Annotated in this window: 15 protein-coding genes; 6 read left to right on the top strand and 9 right to left on the bottom strand. The window is 74.8% G+C overall.

The genetic code is table 11. The annotated features are described in order from the left end of the window. Positions 1-68: 68 nt before the first annotated feature. Positions 69-791, top strand: a complete 723-nt coding sequence (locus ACFZA0_RS22935; RefSeq protein WP_391019963.1) for an RDD family protein — start codon at positions 69-71, stop codon at positions 789-791. A gap of 101 nt (positions 792-892) precedes the next feature. On the opposite strand, the gene purH is transcribed toward ACFZA0_RS22935, so the two are convergent. Together purH and purN are read right to left on the bottom strand one after the other, a co-directional pair. Then, entirely contained in the window at positions 893-2,461 is a 1,569-nt protein-coding gene (gene purH / locus ACFZA0_RS22930; protein ID WP_391019960.1) for a bifunctional phosphoribosylaminoimidazolecarboxamide formyltransferase/IMP cyclohydrolase, read from the bottom strand. Next, positions 2,458-3,087, bottom strand: coding sequence for a phosphoribosylglycinamide formyltransferase (gene purN, locus ACFZA0_RS22925; RefSeq protein ID WP_391020287.1), 630 nt, complete (start codon positions 3,085-3,087; stop codon positions 2,458-2,460). Before purN ends, purH begins: the two co-directional genes overlap by 4 nt. A 473-nt stretch (positions 3,088-3,560) precedes the next feature. Here purN and ACFZA0_RS22920 point away from each other — a divergent pair, with 473 nt between their 5' ends. After that, a complete protein-coding gene (locus ACFZA0_RS22920; RefSeq protein ID WP_391019957.1) occupies positions 3,561-4,454 on the top strand; it encodes a hypothetical protein in 894 nt (297 codons plus the stop codon). A 93-nt stretch (positions 4,455-4,547) separates the two neighbouring features. On the opposite strand, the gene ACFZA0_RS22915 is transcribed toward ACFZA0_RS22920, so the two are convergent. Beyond that, positions 4,548-6,605, bottom strand: coding sequence for a DUF6350 family protein (locus ACFZA0_RS22915; protein ID WP_391019955.1), 2,058 nt, complete (start codon positions 6,603-6,605; stop codon positions 4,548-4,550). 96 nt (positions 6,606-6,701) lie between these two features. Here ACFZA0_RS22915 and ACFZA0_RS22910 point away from each other — a divergent pair, with 96 nt between their 5' ends. Next, positions 6,702-7,970 carry a sigma factor-like helix-turn-helix DNA-binding protein gene (locus ACFZA0_RS22910; protein ID WP_391019952.1) on the top strand — a complete coding sequence of 423 codons (1,269 nt, stop codon included), beginning with the start codon at positions 6,702-6,704 and terminating at the stop codon, positions 7,968-7,970. Between the two features lie 70 nt (positions 7,971-8,040). On the opposite strand, the gene sucD is transcribed toward ACFZA0_RS22910, so the two are convergent. The 5 genes from sucD to ACFZA0_RS22885 form a co-directional block, all read right to left on the bottom strand. Beyond that, on the bottom strand, positions 8,041-8,925 hold the full coding sequence (gene sucD, locus ACFZA0_RS22905) for a succinate--CoA ligase subunit alpha (protein WP_391019949.1): 885 nt from the start codon (positions 8,923-8,925) through the stop codon (positions 8,041-8,043). Between the two features lie 21 nt (positions 8,926-8,946). Further along, positions 8,947-10,125 carry an ADP-forming succinate--CoA ligase subunit beta gene (gene sucC, locus ACFZA0_RS22900; RefSeq protein ID WP_391019946.1) on the bottom strand — a complete coding sequence of 393 codons (1,179 nt, stop codon included), beginning with the start codon at positions 10,123-10,125 and terminating at the stop codon, positions 8,947-8,949. Positions 10,126-10,602: 477 nt separating this feature from the next. Then, positions 10,603-11,781: a VWA domain-containing protein gene (locus ACFZA0_RS22895; protein WP_391020286.1), complete on the bottom strand. Its 1,179-nt coding sequence runs from the start codon at positions 11,779-11,781 to the stop codon at positions 10,603-10,605. Positions 11,782-11,834: 53 nt separating this feature from the next. Then, a complete protein-coding gene (locus ACFZA0_RS22890; protein WP_391020284.1) occupies positions 11,835-14,381 on the bottom strand; it encodes a DUF5682 family protein in 2,547 nt (848 codons plus the stop codon). Positions 14,382-14,404: 23 nt separating this feature from the next. Beyond that, on the bottom strand, positions 14,405-15,589 hold the full coding sequence (locus ACFZA0_RS22885) for an AAA family ATPase (RefSeq protein ID WP_391020281.1): 1,185 nt from the start codon (positions 15,587-15,589) through the stop codon (positions 14,405-14,407). A gap of 153 nt (positions 15,590-15,742) precedes the next feature. On the opposite strand from ACFZA0_RS22885, the gene ACFZA0_RS22880 reads away from it, so the two are divergent. Both ACFZA0_RS22880 and ACFZA0_RS22875 read left to right on the top strand, forming a co-directional pair. After that, the gene (locus ACFZA0_RS22880; RefSeq protein WP_391019943.1) at positions 15,743-17,098 is read left to right on the top strand and encodes an SWIM zinc finger family protein; all 1,356 of its coding nucleotides are present in this window, start codon (positions 15,743-15,745) and stop codon (positions 17,096-17,098) included. Positions 17,099-17,296: 198 nt separating this feature from the next. Beyond that, positions 17,297-19,039, top strand: a complete 1,743-nt coding sequence (locus tag ACFZA0_RS22875; RefSeq protein WP_391019940.1) for a DUF5691 domain-containing protein — start codon at positions 17,297-17,299, stop codon at positions 19,037-19,039. Between the two features lie 57 nt (positions 19,040-19,096). Here the strand turns inward: ACFZA0_RS22875 and ACFZA0_RS22870 are convergent, their stop codons facing one another. Further along, positions 19,097-19,513 carry a cobalamin-dependent protein gene (locus ACFZA0_RS22870; protein WP_391019937.1) on the bottom strand — a complete coding sequence of 139 codons (417 nt, stop codon included), beginning with the start codon at positions 19,511-19,513 and terminating at the stop codon, positions 19,097-19,099. A 962-nt stretch (positions 19,514-20,475) separates the two neighbouring features. Here ACFZA0_RS22870 and ACFZA0_RS22865 point away from each other — a divergent pair. Further along, entirely contained in the window at positions 20,476-21,312 is an 837-nt protein-coding gene (locus ACFZA0_RS22865; RefSeq protein WP_391020278.1) for an alpha/beta fold hydrolase, read from the top strand. The last annotated feature ends 336 nt before the right edge of the window (positions 21,313-21,648 follow it).

Raw genomic sequence — 21,648 nt, 5'->3', positions numbered from 1 at the left:
ACCGCTTGATCCACGACGCTCCTCCACTGGGCCCGCTCAGTCCCCAGCAGCCCACGGAGGCACAGAAGATGAGCTTCGGCTCCCCGCCCGAACAGCCTTACGGCCAGCCTCAACAACCGCCGCAGCAGCCCCCGTACGGGTACCCGCAGCAGGGCCAGGACCAGGCCGGCTACGGCTACCCGCAGCAGCCGGGCGGTGTCCCGCCGCAGGGCTACGGCTACCCCCAGCAGCCCGGTTACCCGCAGCCCGGTTACCCGCAGCAGGGCTACCCGGGCTACGGCTACCCGGGCGGTCCGGGACCCCGGCTCGCCTCCATGGGGCGCAGGTTGGGGGCACGGGCGATCGACTGGGCGATCATCGGCATCGTGTACGGGGTGCTCCTCGTCGCGGGCCTCGCCGGATCGTCGTCCTTCGACAAGATCGGGGACTGCGACCCGAACTCGGTGGACTACGACACCTGCGTCAACAACGCCACGTCCGACATGATGGGCCCGATCATGACGGTCGCGGTCATCATCTTCGCCGTGTCGCTGCTCTACGAGTGGCTGATGGTCGGCCTGGTCGGCGGGACGCTCGGCAAACTCGCCGTGGGCATACGCGTGGTGAAGGCCGACACGGGCGGGAAGCCGGGGCTCGGTGGGGGCATTCTCCGCTTCATCATCGCCTACGTCGGCCAACTCGCCTGTGGCGTCGGCCAGATCCTGGTCTACCTGTCCCCGTTCTGGGACAAGTCGGGCCGCCGGCAGGGCTGGCACGACAAGGTCGCGGGCACACTCGTCCTCCAGCGCTGAACAGCCCCGACCGGCAACGGTCTTGGCGCCGTGAACCCCGAAGGGGCCGACTCCGCAACGGAGTCGGCCCCTTCGGCGTACTGCCGGACCGGTGGGAGAGATCAGTGGAAGAAGTGCCGCGTGCCGGTGAAGTACATGGTCACGCCGGCCTTCTCCGCGGCCTCCACGACGAGCTCGTCGCGGACCGAACCGCCGGGCTGGACAACGGCCTTGACGCCGGCCTCGGCCAGGACCTCGAAGCCGTCCGGGAACGGGAAGAACGCGTCGGAGGCGGCGAACGCCCCCTTGGCGCGCTCGGCCCCCGCCCGCTCGACGGCCAGCTTCGCGGAGTCGACGCGGTTGACCTGGCCCATGCCGACGCCGACCGAGGCGTTGTCCTTGGCGAGCAGGATGGCGTTGGACTTCACGGCCCGGCACGCCTTCCACGCGAAGGCCAGCTCGGCGAGGGCGGCGGCGTCGAGCGCTTCGCCCGTGGCGAGCGTCCAGTTGGCCGGGTCGTCGCCGTCGGCCTGGAGCCGGTCGGTGACCTGGAGCAGGGCGCCGCCGTCGATCGGCTTGACCTCGACCTCGTCGGACGGACCGTCCGGGGTGCGCAGGACGCGGATGTTCTTCTTCTTGGTGAGCGCTTCGAGGGCGCCGTCCTCGTAGCCGGGCGCCACGATGACCTCGGTGAAGATCTCGGCGACCTGCTCGGCGAGCTCCTTGCTGACCGGGCGGTTCACGGCGATCACGCCGCCGAACGCCGACAGCGGGTCGCACGCGTGCGCCTTGCGGTGCGCCTCGGCGACGTCCGCGCCGGTCGCGATGCCGCACGGGTTGGCGTGCTTGATGATCGCGACGCAGGGCTCGTCGTGGTCGTACGCGGCACGGCGCGCGGCGTCCGTGTCCGTGTAGTTGTTGTACGACATCTCCTTGCCGTGGAGCTGCTCGGCGCCCGCGAGGCCGCCGGTGCCCGAGGTGTAGAGCGCGGCGGGCTGGTGCGGGTTCTCGCCGTAGCGCAGGGTGTGCGCGCGCTCCCAGGTGGCGCCCAGGAAGTCGGGGAAGCGCGACTCGTCCACCGGCGCGTAGTCCGCGGCGAACCAGGAGGCCACCGCCACGTCGTAGGCGGCGGTGTGCTGGAACGCCTCGGCGGCCAGGCGCTTGCGGCTCGTGAGGTCGAACCCGCCCTCCCGCACGGCGGACAGCACGTCCGCGTACCGGACGGGGCTGGTGACCACCGCGACGGACGGGTGGTTCTTCGCGGCGGCGCGGACCATGGAGGGGCCGCCGATGTCGATCTGCTCCACGCACTCGTCGGCGGAGGCGCCCGAGGCGACCGTCTCGCGGAACGGGTACAGGTTGACGACGACCAGGTCGAACGGCTCCACGCCGAGTTCGGCGAGCTGCTCGCGGTGGCTGTCGAGCCGCAGGTCGGCGAGGATGCCCGCGTGCACCTTGGGGTGCAGGGTCTTGACCCGGCCGTCCAGGCACTCCGGGAAGCCGGTCAGCTCCTCGACCTTGGTGACGGGGACTCCCGCCGCGGCGATCCTCGACGCGGTGGAGCCGGTGGAGACGAGCTCGACGCCCGCCTCGTGCAGCCCGCGCGCCAGCTCTTCGAGGCCGGTCTTGTCGTAGACGCTGACCAGCGCGCGACGGATGGGCCGCTTGTTGCTCTCGGCGGTGGCGGTCACTGGATAACTACCTTTCGTCCCTCAATGCGGTAGCCGTTGCGGGCGAGCCGCCCCACGGCGTCGACGAGCAGCCTTCGCTCGACTTCCTTGATGCGTTCGTGCAGCGCGCTCTCGTCGTCCTCGTCCCGGACCTCCACCACGCCCTGCGCGATGACGGGTCCGGTGTCGACGCCGTCGTCGACGAAGTGGACGGTGCAGCCGGTGACCTTGGCGCCGTACGCGAGCGCGTCCCGCACACCGTGGGCCCCGGGAAAACTGGGGAGCAGGGCGGGATGCGTGTTGACGAACCGTCCGCCGAACCGCGCGAGGAACGCCTTCCCCACGATCTTCATGAACCCGGCCGACACGACCAGGTCGGGCTCGTGGGCGGCCACGGCCGCGGCGAGCGCCGCGTCCCAGGCGTCGCGGTCCGGGTGGTCCTTCACCCGGCACACGAACGTCGGCAGTCCGGCCCGCTCCGCGCGCGCGAGCCCCTCGATGCCGCTCCGGTCGGCGCCGACGGCCACGATCTCGGCGCCGTACGCCGCGCCGCCCTCCGCCGTGACGGCGTCGAGGAGTGCCTGGAGATTCGTACCGGAACCGGAAACCAGCACGACGAGGCGCTTGGCCTCGGGCTTGGCGGCCACCATGGGGGCCCTTTCTCGGGGGAGCGGGTGTGCGCGGCCGGCTCCCGCACGGCCGCGCGCGCACCGCCGGAACAGCGGGTCCGTGCGGCCGTTTGTGCGGTCCTACGAATGCTTCGCGCCCCGGGATACGGGGAAGTCTACGAAGCGGCCGACCGCCAGCAACGATACCGGCACGGCCCGAGGCCCCGGCGGGACGGGGGCGCGGCCGGAAGGTAGCGTCTGGGGAACGGTGCGAGGGCACGGGTTCACGGCACGGTTCGGGAACGCGGTCCGCGCACCGTGCGTTCACGGAACGAGGGGTCCCGGTGGCGGTCCCGGCGGCCACGGATCGGCTTCCGCCGTCCCGCACCCGGCTTCACCTACCGTTCCACCCGTTGATCAGCACCGCTAACGTTCGACCCGCCGGTCCCTCGGTTCCTCGACGGGGCCTCGACCGACTCATTCGTTCACCGCAAGGGGAAGACGCTCACTTGATGCCGGACCGCAGCCCGAGACTCCTCTCGCTCCCCCCGCGTTCGCCCCGGGGAGGGGAGCGCGTCGGTGTGCTGCTGCGGGAGCGCCCGACCTCGCCGCCCGACGCGTCGTCGGGCCGGCCCGACGGCGGACAGGGCGACGGGCCGAAGGACGACAACCCGTTCGCGCCGCCCCCGGAGGGCGCTCCCGACAAGCCGTGGCAGCCGCGCCGCCCCGCGGGCGACGACCCGCGGAGCTCCGCGGACTCCGGCGGTGACGGTCCCCCGCCCGCGTGGGGCAGCCAGTGGAGCGACCGGCAGCCCGGCCGTTCCCCGAGCGGCTTCGGCGAGCGTCCCGGGCAGGGCGGCGGCCAGAACGGCGGGAAGAACGGTCCGCAGGGCCCCGGCCCCGGCATGCGCTGGGACCCGACCGACCCGGCCCAGCGGCACGCGCGTTACGCACTGCTGTGCGGCATGTGGGGTTTCTTCTTCGCCCTGTTCGGCTGGACGTACGTGGCGCTGCTGCTCGGCGCGCTGTCGCTGTACTGGGGCATCAGCGCGCTGCGCGCCAAGCCCCGCGCCGTCGAGCAGGGTGCCCCGGACCCGGCGGGGGCCCCGTCCCGGCCGCGCGACGCGGCGCCCGGTGCGGGTCCCGCCGTTGCTCCCGCACCCGCGCGGCCCGCGGGTCCCGGCGGCGCCCCCGTCACGACCGGCCGGCCGCAGACCACGGCGGCGGTGACCGGCCTGGTCACCGCGGGCCTGGCCATCTTCCTGGTCGCCGCGCAGTTCACGGCCCACCTCGCCTACCGCGACTACTACTCCTGCACGAAGGACGCGCTCACGAGCCAGGCCCGCCAGTCCTGCGACCAGCACCTCCCGAGCCAGCTCCGGGACCTGCTGGGCACGGAGGGCTGATCCCCCCGCGCGCCGCGGGCGCACGCACCGCGCGAAGGGCCCCGGCCGGGGAACGGCCGGGGCCCTTCGCGAGCGGGCGGCCCGCCGGGTTGCTCAGGGCGTCCCGGGCGCCCGGGAAGAACCGTCCGGTTCCGCCGCGTCCGGAGCCTGCGGCACCGCCGGCGCCTCCGAACCACCGGGCGCGCCGGTCGGGTTGAGCGGTTCCGGCGCGTCCTGCGACTCCGGCGTCCGCACCGGTGCCGCAGCCGCGGCCGGTGCCGGTGCCGGTGCCGGTCGCGGCGCCTCGCGCGGTGCGGTCCAGCGGGACTCGCCGGACGGCTCGTCGGGCCAGGGCGACGCGACCGGCGGGTCGACGGGCAGGAAGTCGTACGGCTCGAAGTCCGCGTCGTCGCCGAACGGCCCCCGCGCCGCGAAGGCGTCCGGCTGCTCCCCGGCCGGGGTGCCCGGCGCTTCGTCCGCCCCGGCCGCCCGCCTCCGCAGCCCCGGCAGCAGGCGCCGCAGCCCGCGCCGCGCCCCGGCCTCCGGCGCCTCCGCCGGGGCGGCCGCGCCCTCCGCGCCGTCACCCGCGTCCGGGCCGCCCGCGGTACCAGGACCGGTCGAAGTACCCGCGTCCGTCGGCGCGTTCGCGCCCCGCGGCCTTCCGATGCCGAGCCACGACGTGCGTCCCGCCGTGCGCGCGCCGGCCTCGTCCGCACCGGAGCCGCGCTGTCCGCCCGGCGCTCCCGTCGGCCCCTCGGAACCGGCCGCCGCAGCCGCCGTCCCGGCACCGCGCCGCGTGCGCAGCAGCAGCGCCACCGGCACGGCGACCGCCGCCGTCCACACGGCCGCGGCCGGTCCCGTCTGCCACGCCACGGGGCCGAAGTCGGCGAGGGCGGACACCCCCATCGGGCCGCCGGACAGCGCGGCCAGCAGTGCCGCCCCCGTCCCGCACAGCAGTGCCGCGAGCCCGGCGGTGGCGGCGAGCCTGCCGCCCGGCCAGGCTTCCGCGCGCGGGGAGCCCCGGCGTGCGTCCCGTTCCTCGCGCAGCGCGGCCCGCACCGTGAACCAGCCGACCGTGGCCCCGGCGGCGAGGGGCACCGCGCAGGCCGCCCAGTTCGGCAGCGCGCCGGCGCCCGCGTCCGGTACCGCGGCCAGCAGCGGGAACGGCGGCAGCAGCGGGGCCGGGTCGGCGGACAGCGGGCCCACGACGTGTCCGACCCCGAGCGTGAAGCCGGGGCCGAGACCGTACGCGGACGCCCACACGGCCGCGTTGGGGGTCAGGGCCAGGCACAGCAGCAGGACGGCGAACCGGCCCGACCAGCCCTCGGTGAGCTGGACGAACGAGTGCTGCGCCGCGTCCCCGTGCGCCACCAGCGACACCGCCAGCAGCAGCGCGCCGCCACCGACCAGCACGGTGAGACCGGCCGCCGCGGCACGGGCCGCCACGGCGAGCCGGGTGCGGCCGTCGTGGCCGAGCACGAACCGGCGCACCGGGGCGGGCGCCCGCCGCAGCAGCCGCTCCGCCGGCGGGTGCGGGCGGCCGTAGGCGGTCCACACCCCCGCACCGGCGGCGACCGCGACGACGAGCGGCAGGCTCACCGCCGTCCAGTCCCACGCGGGGCGCAGCGCACCGCCGGAGGCGTAGAGGGCCGCGGCGGTGGCGACACCGAGGTAGCCGAGGACGACACCCGTCCAGGCGGTACGGGCGGGCACCGGGGGCGGGCTGTCGGCGTCGCCGCGGCCCCCGCCCCGGCCCTCGCCGCGGGCACCGCCGCGCCGGTCCGGGCCGCCGGTGCCGCCCTCGGGGGGCGCGTCCACCGCGTCGCGGGCCGCGCGGTGCAGCAGCCACACCGGCAGGGCCAGGAGGAGCAACGGGGTCACGCCGACCGGGGCGGGGACGCCGCTGAGGGTGTCCGTGCGCACCAGTTCGGTGCCGTGGGCGAGCAGCCACAACCCCGCGGCGACGTGCAGCGCCCCGGCGGGCCCGCTGTCCGGGTAGGGCGAGCTGATCCACATCACCATGACCAGCACGGCGGACGAACCGAGGCCGAGGCCGGCCGCGACGACACCGCCGAGCAGGCCCGCGGCCAGTCCGGGCGACCGGTCGCGCACACGGTTCAGCAAGGGCGACAGGGAGGGCCGGCGGGCTGTCATCTGCATCACGCCCGCCATGCTCCCAACGACACGCTCTTTACCGTCGTAACAGGCGAACCACCGATGTGTCGCTCAATATATGCTTATGTACTTTTTCGCGCGAAGGGGTGCCCTGTGAAGCAGAGTCCTGCCGGCCGGCTCCCACCGCCGAAGGAGCGCCGACGCCTGCGTGAGAACGCCTCGCTGACCCACGATCAGGTGGCCGCGCGGATCGGCGTCACCCCGGAGACCGTCCGCTCCTGGGAGGCGGGCCGCAGCACCCCGCGCGGCCGGAAGGGAGGCGCGTACCTCTCCCTGCTGGGCGAACTGGCCGAACCGGCCGTACCCGTGGAGGTGACGGTCTCTCAGGCACCGCTCTCCAGGGCCGACGTGACGGACTGTCCGCCGGCTGCGGACGAGGACGCCCCCGCCGCACCCGAACCCGTGCTCGCCGGGGTCGGCGCGGCCGTCGCGGGTGACCACGACACGGCGGAGATCCCGCGCGTACCGGCGGCCGACGGCCCGGCTCCGGCCACGGCGTCCGCCCCCGCCGCGGAGGACACAACCGAGGCCGGCGGGACCGGCCCCCTCGCCACCGCCGCGGCGCCGCTGACTCCCGCCCAGGCCTTCGACGCCCTCTACGGGTTCTGCTCGCCCGCCCTCGTCCGGCAGACCTACCTCCTCTGCGGGCGGCGCGAACTGGCCCGCGAGGCCGTGGAGCGGGCCTTCCAACTCGCCTGGCAGCGCTGGCCGGAGGTGGCCCGCGACCGCGACCCGGCGGGGTGGGTGCGGGCGAGCGCCTACGAGTACGCGCTCTCCCCCTGGCACCGCTTCCGGCCCCGCTACCGCAGCCCCGAGGCGCCGCCCGCCGACGCCTCGGACCGCGCGCTGCTCAACGTCCTGCTCAAGCTGCCGCCCACGTACCGCCGCACCCTCCTGCTGTACGACGGCGTCGGCCTCGACCTGCCGGAGACCGCCGCCGAGACGGAGGCGAGCACGCCGGCCGCCGCCAACCGGGTGCGGCACGCGCGCGAGGCGGTCGCCGAGCGGCTGCCCGACCTCGCCGACCCCGGCGAACTGCACCGGCGGCTCGCGGAACTCGCCTCCTCCGAACGGCTGCGCGCACCGAAGCCGACGGCGGTGCGGGAGGGCAGCGAGCGCCGCGCCCGCTTCTGGACCCGGGCGGCCATCGCGTTCACGGTCGCCATCGTCGGCGCCACCGCGCTCACCCTGCGCACCGCGCCCACGCACTACGAGTCGCCCGTCTCCCCCGGCGAGAACGTCCGCGGGGTGCCGCCGCGCACGGCGCCCGGACCGCTGTCCGACGGGGAACTGGAACTGCGCGCGAAGCTGCGCGCGGAGACGGTCAGCGGCCCGGAACGCCTTGTGCCGCTGACCCGTTGACCCCGCCGGGACGGCAGTGGGCCCGCACCCCCCGAGGGGTGCGGGCCCACTGCCGTGCGCTGTCGCCGCGTCAGCCGGCGAGGATCTCGCGGGCCAGCTTGGCCGTCTCGGTCGGCGTCTTGCCGACCTTGACGCCCGCGGCCTCCAGGGCCTCCTTCTTCGCCGCGGCGGTGCCGGACGAACCGGAGACGATGGCGCCGGCGTGGCCCATGGTCTTGCCCTCGGGCGCGGTGAAGCCCGCGACGTAGCCGACGACCGGCTTCGTCACGTTGGCCTTGATGAAGTCGGCCGCACGCTCCTCGGCGTCGCCGCCGATCTCACCGATCATCACGATCAGGTCGGTGTCGGGGTCGGCTTCGAACGCGGCGAGCGCGTCGATGTGCGTCGTACCGATGACCGGGTCGCCACCGATGCCGACGGCGGACGAGAAGCCGATGTCGCGCAGCTCGTACATCATCTGGTAGGTCAGCGTGCCGGACTTCGAGACCAGGCCGATGCGGCCCGGCTTCGTGATGTCGCCCGGGATGATGCCGGCGTTGGACTGGCCTGGCGTGATGAGACCGGGGCAGTTCGGGCCGATGATGCGGGTCTTGTCGCCCTTGGACTTCGCGTACGCGTAGAACGCGGCGGAGTCGTGGACGGCGATGCCCTCGGTGATGACGACGGCCAGCGGGATCTCGGCGTCGATCGCCTCGACCACGGCGGCCTTCGAGAAGGCCGGCGGCACGAAGAGGACGGACACGTTGGCGCCCGTCTTCTCGATCGCCTCGGCGACCGTGCCGAACACCGGGATCTCGGTGCCGTCGACGTCGACCGTCGTGCCGGCCTTGCGGGGGTTCACGCCACCGACGATGTCCGTGCCGTCCGCGAGCATGAGCTTGGTGTGCTTCATGCCCGTGGCGCCGGTCATGCCCTGGACGATGACCTTGCTGTCCTTGTTGAGGAAGATAGCCATGGCTGTCTTAGTCCCTCTTCCTTACTTCGCAGCCGCGAGCTCGGCGGCCTTGTCGGCCGCGCCGTCCATGGTGTCCACACGCTGCACGAGCGGGTGGTTGGCGTCCGACAGGATCTTGCGACCCAGCTCCGCGTTGTTGCCGTCGAGGCGGACGACCAGCGGCTTGCTGACGTCCTCACCGCGGTCGGCGAGAAGCTGGAGCGCCTGGACGATGCCGTTGGCGACCTCGTCGCAGGCGGTGATGCCGCCGAAGACGTTGACGAACACGGACTTGACGTCCGGGTCGCCGAGGATGATCTCCAGGCCGTTCGCCATGACCGCGGCGGAGGCGCCGCCGCCGATGTCGAGGAAGTTGGCGGGCTTGACGCCGCCGTGCTTCTCACCGGCGTACGCGACGACGTCGAGGGTGCTCATGACGAGACCCGCGCCGTTGCCGATGATGCCGACCTCACCGTCGAGCTTGACGTAGTTGAGGTTCTTCTCCTTGGCCGCCGCCTCCAGCGGGTTGGCCGCGTCCTTGTCGGCGAGCGCCTCGTGGTCCGCGTGGCGGAACTCGGCGTTCTCGTCGAGGGAGACCTTGCCGTCGAGGGCGAGGACGTCACCGGAGGCGACCTTGGCCAGCGGGTTGACCTCGACGAGGAGCGCGTCCTCGGCGACGAAGGTCTTCCACAGGGTGACCAGGACGTTGGCGACCTTGTCGGCCACCTCGGCCGGGAACTTCGCGGCCTCGACGATCTCGCGGGCCTTCTCCGGGGTGACGCCCTCGTTGGCGTCGATGGGGGTCTTGGCCACGGCGTCGGGACGCGTGGCGGCGACCTCCTCGATCTCCATGCCGCCCTCTACGGAGGCGATGGAGAGGAAGGTGCGGTTGGTGCGGTCGAGGAGGAAGGAGACGTAGTACTCCTCGACGATCTCGGGGGCCGTCTCGGCGATCATCACCTTGTGGACCGTGTGGCCCTTGATGTCCATGCCGAGGATGTCCGTCGCACGGGCGACGGCCTCGTCCGGGGTCGCGGCGAGCTTGACGCCACCGGCCTTGCCCCGGCCACCGACCTTCACCTGTGCCTTGACGACGGACTTGCCGCCGAGGCGCTCCGTGGCTGCGCGGGCCGCCTCAGGCGTGTCGATGACTTCACCGGCCAGCACCGGTACATCGTGCTTGGCGAAGAGGTCCCTCGCCTGGTACTCGAACAGGTCCACGCGCTTCCGTCCCTATCAGTGATCTCGCGGTTCGTTGGATGCGTGGGCGTGCCGCGAAGGGCAACGTGACGACGTCCGCATGTGTCACAAGGGGAGCGCACACGGTGACCGAGCGCGCGGCATGTCCGTCTCGCAGATTATCGCCGCTTGCCAGAAGCCCCTAAATCGCAGCTCACACCTGAGCGGTGATACCTGTCACATGATTGCCACGCGCAGCCTCCAGCGGCTGCGGAAGAGGCCCGAACGCGCCTTCCGAAACCGCCGAAACCGGCGCATGTCGGCCCGCTCGCGGTCCCTTTCCGGGGCGGCGGCGATCACTTGCGGAACACTCACTCTTTCCGTGCGCCGCACACACTTCCGACCGGCCCGTCCCGTCAGCCCCGGGCCGGGTCACCGGCGCCGCCGGACCCGGTCGCCGCGGGTGATCACCGCGGCCGCCCGGCCGCGTCCGCCCGGCCGCATCCGGTCAGCGTCCGCTCATCCGGGGTCCGGCACCGGCAGGGGCCGTCTCTCGATCGCCGCCGCCATGATCTCGGGGAACAGGTCGGGCGTGCAGGCGAACGCGGGGGCGTCCAGCGCGGCCAGGGCCGCCGCGTGCTCCCGGTCGTACGCCGGCGCCCCCTCGTCGGACAGCGCCAGCAACGTCACGAACTGCACCCCGGACGCCTTCATCGCCGCCACCCGCTTCAGCATCCCGTCGCGTATGCCGCCCTCGTACAGATCGCTGATCAGCACGACGACCGTGTCCGCCGGCCGGGTGATCCGCGACTGGCAGTACGCGAGCGCCCGGTTGATGTCCGTGCCGCCGCCGAGCCGCGTGCCGAACAGGACGTCGACCGGGTCGTCGAGCCGGTCGGTGAGATCGACGACGGCCGTGTCGAAGACGACGAGGCGCGTACTGATCGACCGCATCGACGCGAGCACCGCCCCGAACACCGAGGCGTACACCACCGACGCCGCCATCGACCCCGACTGGTCGACGCAGAGCACGACCTCCTTGCGCACGGAACGCGACGCCCGCCCGTGCCCGACGAGCCGCTCCGGGACGACCGTGCCGTGTTCCGGCAGGTAGTGCTTCAGGTTCGCGGCGATCGTGCGGTTCCAGTCGATGTCGCGGTGGCGCGGGCGGCTGACCTTCGCGCTGCGGTCCAGCGCGCCGGTGAGCGTGGCACGGGTGCGGGTGGCGAGCCGCTTCTCCAGGTCCTCGACGACCTTGCGGACGACCGCCCGCGCCGTCTCCCTCGTCGTCTCCGGCATCGCCTTGTTCAGCGACAGCAGCGTGCCGACCAGGTGCACGTCGGCCTCGACCGCCTCCAGCATCTCCGGTTCGAGCAGCAGGGCCGCCAGCCCCAGCCGGTCGATCGCGTCGCGCTGCATGACCTGGACGACGGAGGACGGGAAGTACGTACGGATGTCGCCGAGCCAGCGCGCCACGGACGGCGCCGACGCCCCGAGCCCGGCCGCACGGTCCCGGCTCCGGCGGCCCCCGTCGTCCTTGCCCGCGCCGTAGAGGGCGGCGAGCGTCCCGTCCATGGCGGCGTCCCTGCCCGACAGGGCGTGGCCCGTGCCGTCCGCGTCCCCGCCGCCGAGCACCAGCCGCCAGCGCCGCAGCCGCTCGGCGGCGGCCGCGTCGGGCTCCTCCGCGGGACCGTCCATCTCCGCCACCTCCGCCTCCTCCGCCCGTCCCGTCGCCCCCGTCCGTCGTGCGGTCAACTCGGCGCTCCCGTCAGGTCGTCGGCCGGGCGTCCCGGCCCGCGCGGGTGCCCGGCACGGTCCGGGTGCTCGGCGCGGGCCGTCGCGGCGGGCAGCCCCAGCAGCAGCCGCACCACCGGCACGACGGCGTCCGCCCGCGCGGTGTCGAGGACCGGTGCGAAGCCGGGAAGGCCGGACGCGGCCGCCCGGACACCGGCCGCCCGCGCGGGCCCGCGCCGCACCAGTTCGCCGAGCGACCTGCGCACCCCCGGCTCGTACGCCGAGAACGTGCGCCGCAGCAGCGGGAGCACGTCCGTGAACGCGGCGGCCGGGACACCCGTCAGCCACGTGTCGATCAGGCCCAGGAGGCGTTCGTCGTGGACGAGGAGCAGGCCGCCCGCCCCGCCCGCGAAGCCCTCGATCCAGGCCGCCGCGTCCGCGGGCGGCGTCCCCGGCGACAGCACGAGCCCCATGAGCCGGGCCGCCTCCGCCGGCTCCCACGCCCCCTCGTCCAGCAGCAGCCGCGCGGCCCGGCCCCGGATCACTCCGGGCACCCTGTCCCGTCCGGCCAGCGTCCGCAGGACCGTGAGCCAGCGGTCGCGCAGACCACCGCCGCGCCGGGCGGTTCCACCGGGTCCGGAGGCGGCGTCGGCGCCGTCCTCGGTGATGTCGGCCAGGAGCGCCACCGCGCCGTGCACCGCGTCGACATGGGCGCGCATCTCCAGGGCGGCGTCCGCGTCGAGTGCCGTGCACGCCGGAGGCAGCCCGACGAAGACCCGTCGGGCCAGCCCCTCCGCGACCTCCGCGAGCGCTCCCGTGCCCGTGCCGCGCACGTCGCCGTAGCGCAGCGAGCGGACCAGGGCCGGCAGGGCCTGCGCGAGGTGGCCCACGTCCGTGTCGAGCGCCGCCCGGTCGGCGAGCACCCGCATCACGACCGGCAGCGCGTCCGGCAGGTCCGCGAGCAGGCACCGCTCCGCGAGGCCGGTGACCTCCGCCAGGGTCCCCGCGGTGATGGCGTCCGCCCGTGCCTTCGCCGTCGCGGCCGCCGGCACCGTGGTGCCCCACACCCCCGCCTCGGCGACCCGGACCGACAGCTCCGGCTCCCAGCGCAGCCGCCACGCCTCGCGGAACGTGCCCGTACTGCCGCGCGCGGCGGCCGGTTCGCCCCACGGGACGCCCAGCAGCAGGAGCCGGTGCAGCAGTCCGCTGCGCGCCGCGTCCGTCTCCTTGCGCAGGTCGAACTCGGCCTCGCGCTCCGCCGCCTCCGGCTTGAGCCGCAGCCGCCGCTGGAGCCGGGTGAGGTCGCGTTGCAGCGGGACGGCGGGCGCCGACTCCGGCACCTCCCCGAGGACATCCCCGACCACGAGCCTGTCGTGCACCAGGGCGAGCGGGACGTCGGAGCCCTCGCACATCACCGCCCGGACGGCGTCCGTGGTCTCGCTCAGGCCCGCCAGGGGGCGGCCCCGCATCACCGCGAGCGTCCCGGCCAGCCGGACCGCCTCGATGACGTGGGCCGGGGACACGAGCCGGTCCTCCTCGCGCAGCAGCCCGGCGACCTTGGTCAGCCACCGCTCGACGGGCCGGTCGGGCGCGTCGAAAAGGTGCGCGTACCAGCCGGGCGAGTCGATGCCCGCGCCGTACCCGCCTGCCCGGGACAGCCGCCGGTTGGTCCACGGCACCCAGGTCATGTCGGCGCGCACCTTGGGCAGCCCCTTGAGCAGGGCCCGGTCGGCCGCCACGGGGGCCTTCCGCCGCAGCGCCGGCACGTGCCAGGCACCGCAGACCACGGCGACGCGCTCGCCGAACTCCCGTGCGGCGGAACGGATCCGGAGCCGCATGTGCGCCTCGCGCACGGGGTCGCGGTCCCGGTCCCGGGCGACGGCGGTCTCCCCCGCCCCGGCACCGTCGTCCTCGCGCAGGACCCCCATGGCCTCTTCGAGCGCGGCGAACGGGGCGAAGGCGTCCCCCGTCGCGCCCCGGTGCTCCACGACGTCCTCCCACCACCGCTCCGGGTCGTCGTACCCGGCGGTCCGCGCGAGCACGGCGAGCGGGTCGCTGCGGACCCGGGGGCCGGACGCCGGGGCGGGACCGTCCGCGGGGCCGTCGTCGGCGCCGGGGACCGTCGGCCCGTCCTCGGGCGGCAGCACCCGCGGAACGGCGCCCTCGCCGTCGTCGTCCTCCCCGCGGCCGTCCTCTCCGCCGAGGGCGAGCGTGTTGGCCGCCGGGAGGTCGATGAAGCGGACCGGAACGCCGTGTTCCAGGGACCACCGGATCGCGACCCACTCCGGCGAGAACTCGGCCATCGGCCAGAACGCCGAGCGTCCGGGCTCGTCGACGGCGTGGGCGAGCAGGGCGACCGGCGGACGCATCCCCTCCTCGGCGGCGAGCGGAACCAGGTCGTCGGCCTCCGGCGGCCCCTCGACGAGGACCACCGACGGGCGCGCGGCAGCCAGCGCCGCACGCACCGCACGCGCCGACCCGGGCCCGTGATGCCGCACGCCAAGGAGCAACGGCCATACGGGGGGCGGGAGTTGGACGGCCCCTGATTCCGGGGCGCCGTCCAGCGGACGCCGCCCCGTGTCGGCGGTCAAGCGCTCACCTCGCGGCAGGCCCGGTAGAAGTCCTTCCAGCCGTCGCGCTCACGCACGACCGTCTCCAGGTACTCCTGCCACACCACCCGGTCCGCCGCCGGGTCCCGCACGACCGCGCCGAGGATGCCGGCGGCGACGTCACCGGCGCGCAGCACGCCGTCACCGAAGTGCGCGGCGAGGGCGAGCCCGTTGGTGACGACGGAGATCGCCTCCGCCGTGGACAGGGTGCCGCTGGGCGACTTCACCTTCGTACGGCCGTCGGAGGTCACGCCGTCCCGCAGTTCCCGGAAGACCGTGACCACGCGGCGGATCTCGGCGATGCCGTCCGGCGCGGCGGGCAGGTCGAGGGAGCGGCCGATCTGCTCGACGCGGCGCGAGACGATGTCGACCTCCGCGTCCGCGCTCTCCGGCAGCGGCAGGACGACGGTGTTGAAGCGGCGGCGCAGCGCGCTGGAGAGGTCGTTGACCCCGCGGTCGCGGTCGTTGGCCGTGGCGATCAGGTTGAAGCCACGCACGGCCTGCACCTCGCCGCCCAACTCCGGTATCGGCAGCGTCTTCTCGGAGAGGATCGTGATGAGCGAGTCCTGGACGTCGGCCGGGATCCGCGTCAGTTCCTCCACGCGGGCCGTCATGCCCTCCGCCATCGCGCGCATGACGGGGCTGGGCACGAGGGCGGCGCGGCTCGGACCGTGGGCGAGGAGCTGGGCGTAGTTCCAGCCGTAGCGGACGGCCTCCTCCGGGGTGCCCGCGGTGCCCTGCACCAGCAGGGTCGAGTCCCCGCTGACGGCGGCGGCGAGGTGCTCGGAGACCCATGTCTTCGCGGTGCCGGGCACGCCCAGCAGAAGCAGCGCGCGGTCGGTGGCCAGCGTGGTGACGGCGACCTCGACGAGGCGGCGCGGACCGACGTACTTCGGGGTGATCACTGTGCCGTCGGGCAGGGTGCCGCCCTGGAGGTACAGGGCCACCGCCCACGGCGACAGCCTCCAGCGCTCGGGGCGCGGCCGGTCGTCCTGGGCGGCGAGGGCGGCGAGTTCACCGGCGAAGGCGTCCTCCGCGTGCGGCCGCAGCGGCGCGGGCGGCGGCACGCTCCCCGGCGCGCCGGACCCTGCCCCGACGGCCCCTTCAACGGTGGATCCCGGTGCGACGGACGCCGGTGCGACGGATGCCGATGCGGTGGACATCGGGTCTGCGGACGCTGTCATGGCTGAGGCCCCCTCCAGCTCGGCCGGTTCGGATCTGCCCACACCATGCACCACCCCACTGACAACCCGCCCCGGCCTGCGGGAACACCGTCGCGAGTGCGAATGTCAGTGGCGGGACCTACCGTCGTTGCCATGACTCAGCAGGGGGTGCGCCGGTCTGCCGACGACGTGTTGGCGCTGGCGCCTGACGACTCGTCACGCCGGGCAGGGAGCAGGCTCGGCGTGGTCGATCCGTGGACGGGGGTGGGCAGTTCGGCCGAGGGGGCGGTGTGGGGGCAGTGCGAGGGCAGCGGCGGCAGGCCGTACCTGACGGTCGTCGACGTCGCCGGCCCGGCGGGTCCCGCGTACAAGTGCAGTTGCCCCAGCCGCAAGTTCCCGTGCAAGCACGCGCTGGGACTGCTGCTGCTGTGGGCCGCCGGGGACGGGTCGGTGCCGACGGGGGCGGCGCCGGACTGGGCGGCGGAGTGGGTGGCGGGCCGGCGGCGGCGCGCGGAGTCGGAACAGGCGGCGGACGAGGTGGGTCCGGCGTCCGGTCCGGCCGATCCGGAGGCGGCCCGGCGCCGTGCGGAACGCCGGGCGGACCGGGTCACCGCGGGTGCGACGGAGCTGGAGCAGCGCCTGTGCGACCTGCTGCGCGGCGGCCTGGCCACGGCGGAGCAGTCCGGGTACGCGATGTGGGAGGAGACGGCGGCCCGCATGGTCGACGCGCAGGCTCCCGGACTGGCGTCGAAAGCACGGGAGTTGGGGGCGATACCGGGCTCCGGCGCCGGATGGCCGGTACGGCTGCTGGAGGAGTGCGCGCTGCTCCACCTGCTCGCCCGGGGCTGGCTGCACGGCGCGGACCTGCCCGCCGGCCTCTCGGCCGCGGTCCGGTCCCGGGTCGGACTGCCCACGTCGCCCGAGGGTCCGCCCGTCCGTGACCGCTGGCTGGTCCTGGCCCAGTACGACACGGCGGACAGCCGCCTCACCACCCGCCGCATCTGGCTGCACGGCACCGGTACCGGCCGCACGGCACTCGTCCTCTCCTACGGGCCGGTCGGGCGCGCCCCCGAACTCGCCCTGCCGGTAGGGCGGTTGGTAGACGCCGAGGTGACGCCGTACCCGGGAACCGGGCAGTTCCGGGTGGCGCTCGGCGAGCGGTTCGCCGCCCCGGAGCCCACCGCCGAGCGCCCGGCGGGCACGGGGACGGCGCGGGCGGCCGCGCGCTACGGCGAGGCCCTGCTCCACGACCCGTGGCTCGACGCGGTGCCGGTGACGCTGGGCGGCGTGGTCCCGGTCCCCGACGGCGACACCTGGCAACTGGCCGACAGCAAGGGCGACTTGGCGATACCGCTGTCGGCCGCCGCACGGGCCGGGGCCGGACTGTGGCGGCTGGTCGCGCTGTCGGGCGGTGCCCCGGTCACCGTCTTCGGCGAGTGCGGGCACCGGGGCTTCACCCCGCTGACGGCGTGGCCGGAGGGGCCTGGCGCGGCGGTCCCCCTGTGCTGAGAACCACCGGCCGCACCGCGCGCCGCAGCTCGGGCAGCCGCACCCCGCGGAGGCGCCACGAGCACAGGAACGCCGAGAACACAGGAGCGCACGGGCACAGGAACGCAAGGAGCACCGGGAGCCGGGCGGAACGAGCCGGGGCGCCGGAACGGACGAGAGCACCGGAACGGACGAGACGAGAGGTCGAGAGGCGGTCACGTGAACACCCCTTCCAGTGAAGCTGCTTCACCCCCACCCGGTTCGTGGGAGGACCTGGTCACGACGGCCCTGCTCGGCACGGACCGCCGTCCCCCGCGTGCGGCGGCACAGGACGCGAGCGGCCCCGGCGAGCGGGTGCCCGCCTCCATGGCCGCACCGGTCGCGCTCCTCGACGCCGCCGCCGTGGAGACCGTGCGGCGGCGGGCGGGGCTGCGTCCGGCGCGGGCGGCGGAGCGGCTGGAGCGGGCACCGCACGATCCGCGCCCGGCGCTGCCGGACGCGGCGGCCCGCAGACTCGCCCTGCTGCTGGCCGACCGGCCCGGCGCCGCGGGCGGCGGTCGCCGGGGCGCCGCCCCCGACTTGATGGAGCTGCTCCCCCAGTGGCTGGCCACGGCGAACTCCCTCGGTTACGCGGCTCCCCCGCAGGCGTTGCCGGCGCTGCTCGACGCGGCCCGGGGCCGTACCGACCTGCGGCCCGCCGCGCTCGCGTTCGCCGGGTCGCGGGCCCTGTGGCTGGCCCGGCTGAATCCCGAGTGGCGGTTCGCGCTGCGGGCCGCCCCGGGTGGCGGCTCCTCGCTGCCGGGTCCCGAAGAACCGCAGAAGATGCGGGAGTTGTGGGAGGAGGGCCTGTTCGCCGAACGGGTCGCGCTGCTCACGGCGGTCCGCTCCCGGCACCCGGCCGCCGCGCGGGAACTGCTCGCGACGACGTGGGCGGCCGAACGGGCCGAGGACAGGCTGATGTTCCTCGACTCGCTGCGGACCGGTCTCGATCCGGCGGACGAGCCGTTCCTCGAACTGGCGCTGGCCGACCGCAGCCGCAACGTCCGCGCGACGGCGGCGGAGCTGCTGTCCGCGCTGCCGGGATCGGCGCTCGCCGGCCGGATGGCGGCGCGGGCCCGCGCGTGCGTCGCCCTGGACCGCACGCAGGGGGCGGCGACCATCGTCGTCGAGGCACCGCACGAGTGCGACCCCGGCATGGAGCGCGACGGAATCGTCCCGAAGGCCCCTGCGGGACGGGGCGAACGGGCCTGGTGGCTCGGCCAGTTGGTGGAGGCGTCCCCGCTGGACGCCTGGCCGGGACGGCTGGGCGGGCGCGGCCCGGAGGAGATCGTGGCACTGCCGGTCGCGGACGACTGGCAGGACGAGTTGCACGCCGCCTGGTGCCGGGCGGCCGCCCGGCAGCGGGACCCGCAGTGGTCGCGGGCGCTGCTCGGCGCACCGGCGGCACCCGAGGCCGGCGGTCCGGGCGCGGTGTCCCTCGCCGAGCGGTCCCGGCTGCTCGGCACCCTGGACCCGGACGAACGTGCCGACTGGGTGGCGGGGTTCATAGCGACGCACGGGCTGTCCGAGGCGTTCCAGCTGCTCGGCGTGTGCGCGGTGCCGTGGGCGGCACCGCTCGGACGGGCGGTCGTGGACGCGCTGAACATCGCCCGGGACGCGGGCAGTTACCCGTGGAGCTTCAGCGGTGTGATGGGCCTCGCGGAGCGCTGTCTGCAACCGTCGGAGGCGGGCCGGTTCGACGGCCTGATGGCGGTGCCCGACGAGTCCGAGAACTCGGCGCCGGGGGCCGGGAGTTACTGGGCGGAGGCATTCCAGCGCATGGTCACGACGCTGCGCCTGCGGGCGGCGATGCACGAGGAACTGACCGCTGCCGGGACGGGGACGGGCGCGGGGGACGCTCTCGCGCCGGACCCGCGGCCGGGACCGGGACCGGGACCGGCGGGGACGGCCGGCGGCTCCTGACCCGGACCCCCGGCCGGTCCGCGCGTCGGCCCCGGCCGGCCCACCGGGCCGCTCGGCTCAGACCTCCGCCGACTGCCGGACGTTCGCCCGCACCCAGTCCACGATGGAGGCGGTGGTCGCCCCGGGCGTGAAGATCGCCGCGACGCCCTTCTCCTTCAGCGGCGGGATGTCCCCCTCGGGGATGATGCCGCCGCCGAACACCTTGATGTCCTCGGCGTCCCGTTCCCTGAGCAGGTCGATAACGGCGGCGAACAGCGTGTTGTGCGCGCCGGAGAGGATGGACAGACCGATCGCGTCGGCGTCCTCCTGGATCGCCGTGTCGACGATCTGCTCCGGCGTCTGGTGCAGGCCCGTGTAGATGACCTCCATACCGGCGTCGCGCAGCGCCCGCGCGATCACCTTGGCCCCGCGATCGTGACCGTCGAGCCCCGGCTTGGCCACCACCACGCGGATCGGACCGGCTGCCACACCCATCACTGCCTCCTGAAGCGACTACATCCATCCGTACCGAGCTGTACAGCGCGTGTCGAGCCCGCCGGCCGTGTCCGGCGCACCGCACGCGCCGCGCGCGTGCCGTACTCCGAGCATGTCCGGTGCGCCGACCGCGCGCACCCTCCGCGCACGACCGCGCACCCGGCGCGGCCGACTCTTCCGTGGCCCGTCGCGGCTCGGGCACCCGCCGTGACGGCCGGAGAAGTGAACGCACGTTATCGCCAGCATCGCGCAAGCGGCCGTTTCGCGGGGTGGAGCGAGGGGGAAATCACATAAAGGACACGCACCCGGAGCACGGTGGTGTCCGAGCGGTCCCCACGCCGAGAGGCGCCGGTGCGCCGCAGCGGGAGCAAGTACAAGCGGGAGCCGCACGGAGGACGCCGCGACCGGACCACCGCGAGCCGCGCGGGTGGACGGCGGGGCGTACCGACGACGACACGGAGGGTGGCAGGGCCGGAGGGCACGACAGCGGTGAATCGCGTCGCCCGGCGGCGGGATTCTTCGGTCCCTCCGTCGACGTCGCGTCCGTTCCCGGCGTCGTTCGCCTCCCCGGTGGCCAGGACGCCCCCTCCCCATCGTCGTCCGTCACCCCCGGTCAGTGACTTCCGACGGGCGTGCCCGAGGACAGAGCCGTCCTCCGGCGCGCGAACTGGAGGTGGACCATGCTGCTGGCAGGACTCACCAGGGCGGGATGCGCGAGGACGGGACTGACGAAACTCGTCGGATCGACACCGCTCCGCCCCCTCCTCACCTCGTTGAACTCCCTGACGCCCTGGCCGTACCTGGCCCCGCTGACCTCCCTCCCCTACCTCGCGTCCCTGCCGCTGCCCTGCCTGTCCTCCCTGCTCACCGCGCCGGAACCGGCCCCTCCCGCCGCGGCGGCGCCGAAGCGGGAGGGCTCCGGGCCGGCGGACGGGCCGGAGCCGCCCTGCGCGGCGCCGAGCCTGTTCGCCTCCTGTCGGGCGGCCGTGGCCCGGCTGGCCGGTCTCCAGGTGGATCTGGTGAAGGCGACCACCCTGGAGGCCGTCATCCTGGCCGGGCACGTCCTGCTCTACCCCTCCGGCATGCTCCGGGAGCGCCCGATGACCGTCCCCGCGCCGCCCCCGCCGGACGCCGCCACCTCCCTGCCGGCCGGGATCCGGCCGCCGGTGGTGCTGCTGCACGGCTTCATCGACAACCGTTCCGTGTTCGTCCTGCTGCGCCGCAGCCTCTCCGAGCACGGCAGCCGTCCGGTCGCCTCGCTCAACTACTCCCCGCTGACCTGCGACGTCCGCACCTCCGCCGAACTGCTCGGGCGGCACGTCGAGGAGATCTGCGAGCGCACCGGCAGCCGCCGGGTCGACATCGTCGGGCACAGCCTGGGCGGTCTGATCGCGCGCTACTACGTGCAGCGCCTCGGCGGTGACCTGCGGGTCCGCACGCTGGTCACGCTCGGTACACCGCACTCCGGCACCCGGGTCGCGCCGCTGGCCAACGCGCACCCGATCGTGCGGCAGATGCGCCCCGGCTCGGACGTCGTGGAGGAGCTGACCCGTCCGGCACCCGGCTGCCGCACGCGTTTCGTGAGCTTCTGGAGCGACCTGGACCATCTGATGGACCCGCTGGAGTCGGCACGGGTGGAGCACCCCGACCTGCTGGCGCGCAACGTGCGGGTCAGCGGTGTCGGACACCTCGCCCTGCCGGTGCACCCCGCCGTCGCGGCGGGCATCCGCGAGGCCCTCGACACGCCCGGACCGGACGCCGGGGCCGTGCCCCGGACCGAAGGTTTGACCGTCGCCTGACCCTCGGAGGGGCCGCGGACGCCGAGGACATGCCTCCCCGGCCTGCCGCCGCCAGCCGTGTGCACGGCGCACACCCTCTCCCGGCCCGCGGCCGCGTGTGCGCGGACGTGGGCGGAAGCGAATCGGCGGGGCGGACCGGGCGGGTGCGCCGCAGCCCCGCTCCACACCGCACGGACAGGGACCTGACAGCCGTCGCACGTCGAACACTTGTCGAACGCAAAGCCAAGCCAGAGCCGCCGGGGAGCCGAAACCGCGCCGATTGCCCCTTTCCTGCACCCGTGAAACCCGCCGACGATTGTCGCGCCCTCATACCGCCGGGTACAGTCGCCGCACTGC

Source organism: Streptomyces sp. NPDC008150, assembly GCF_042956945.1.
Taxonomy (GTDB): Bacteria; Actinomycetota; Actinomycetes; order Streptomycetales; family Streptomycetaceae; genus Streptomyces.
The sequence above is the reverse complement of the archived record's forward strand: the minus strand, read 5'-3'. Positions and strand labels throughout refer to the sequence as shown.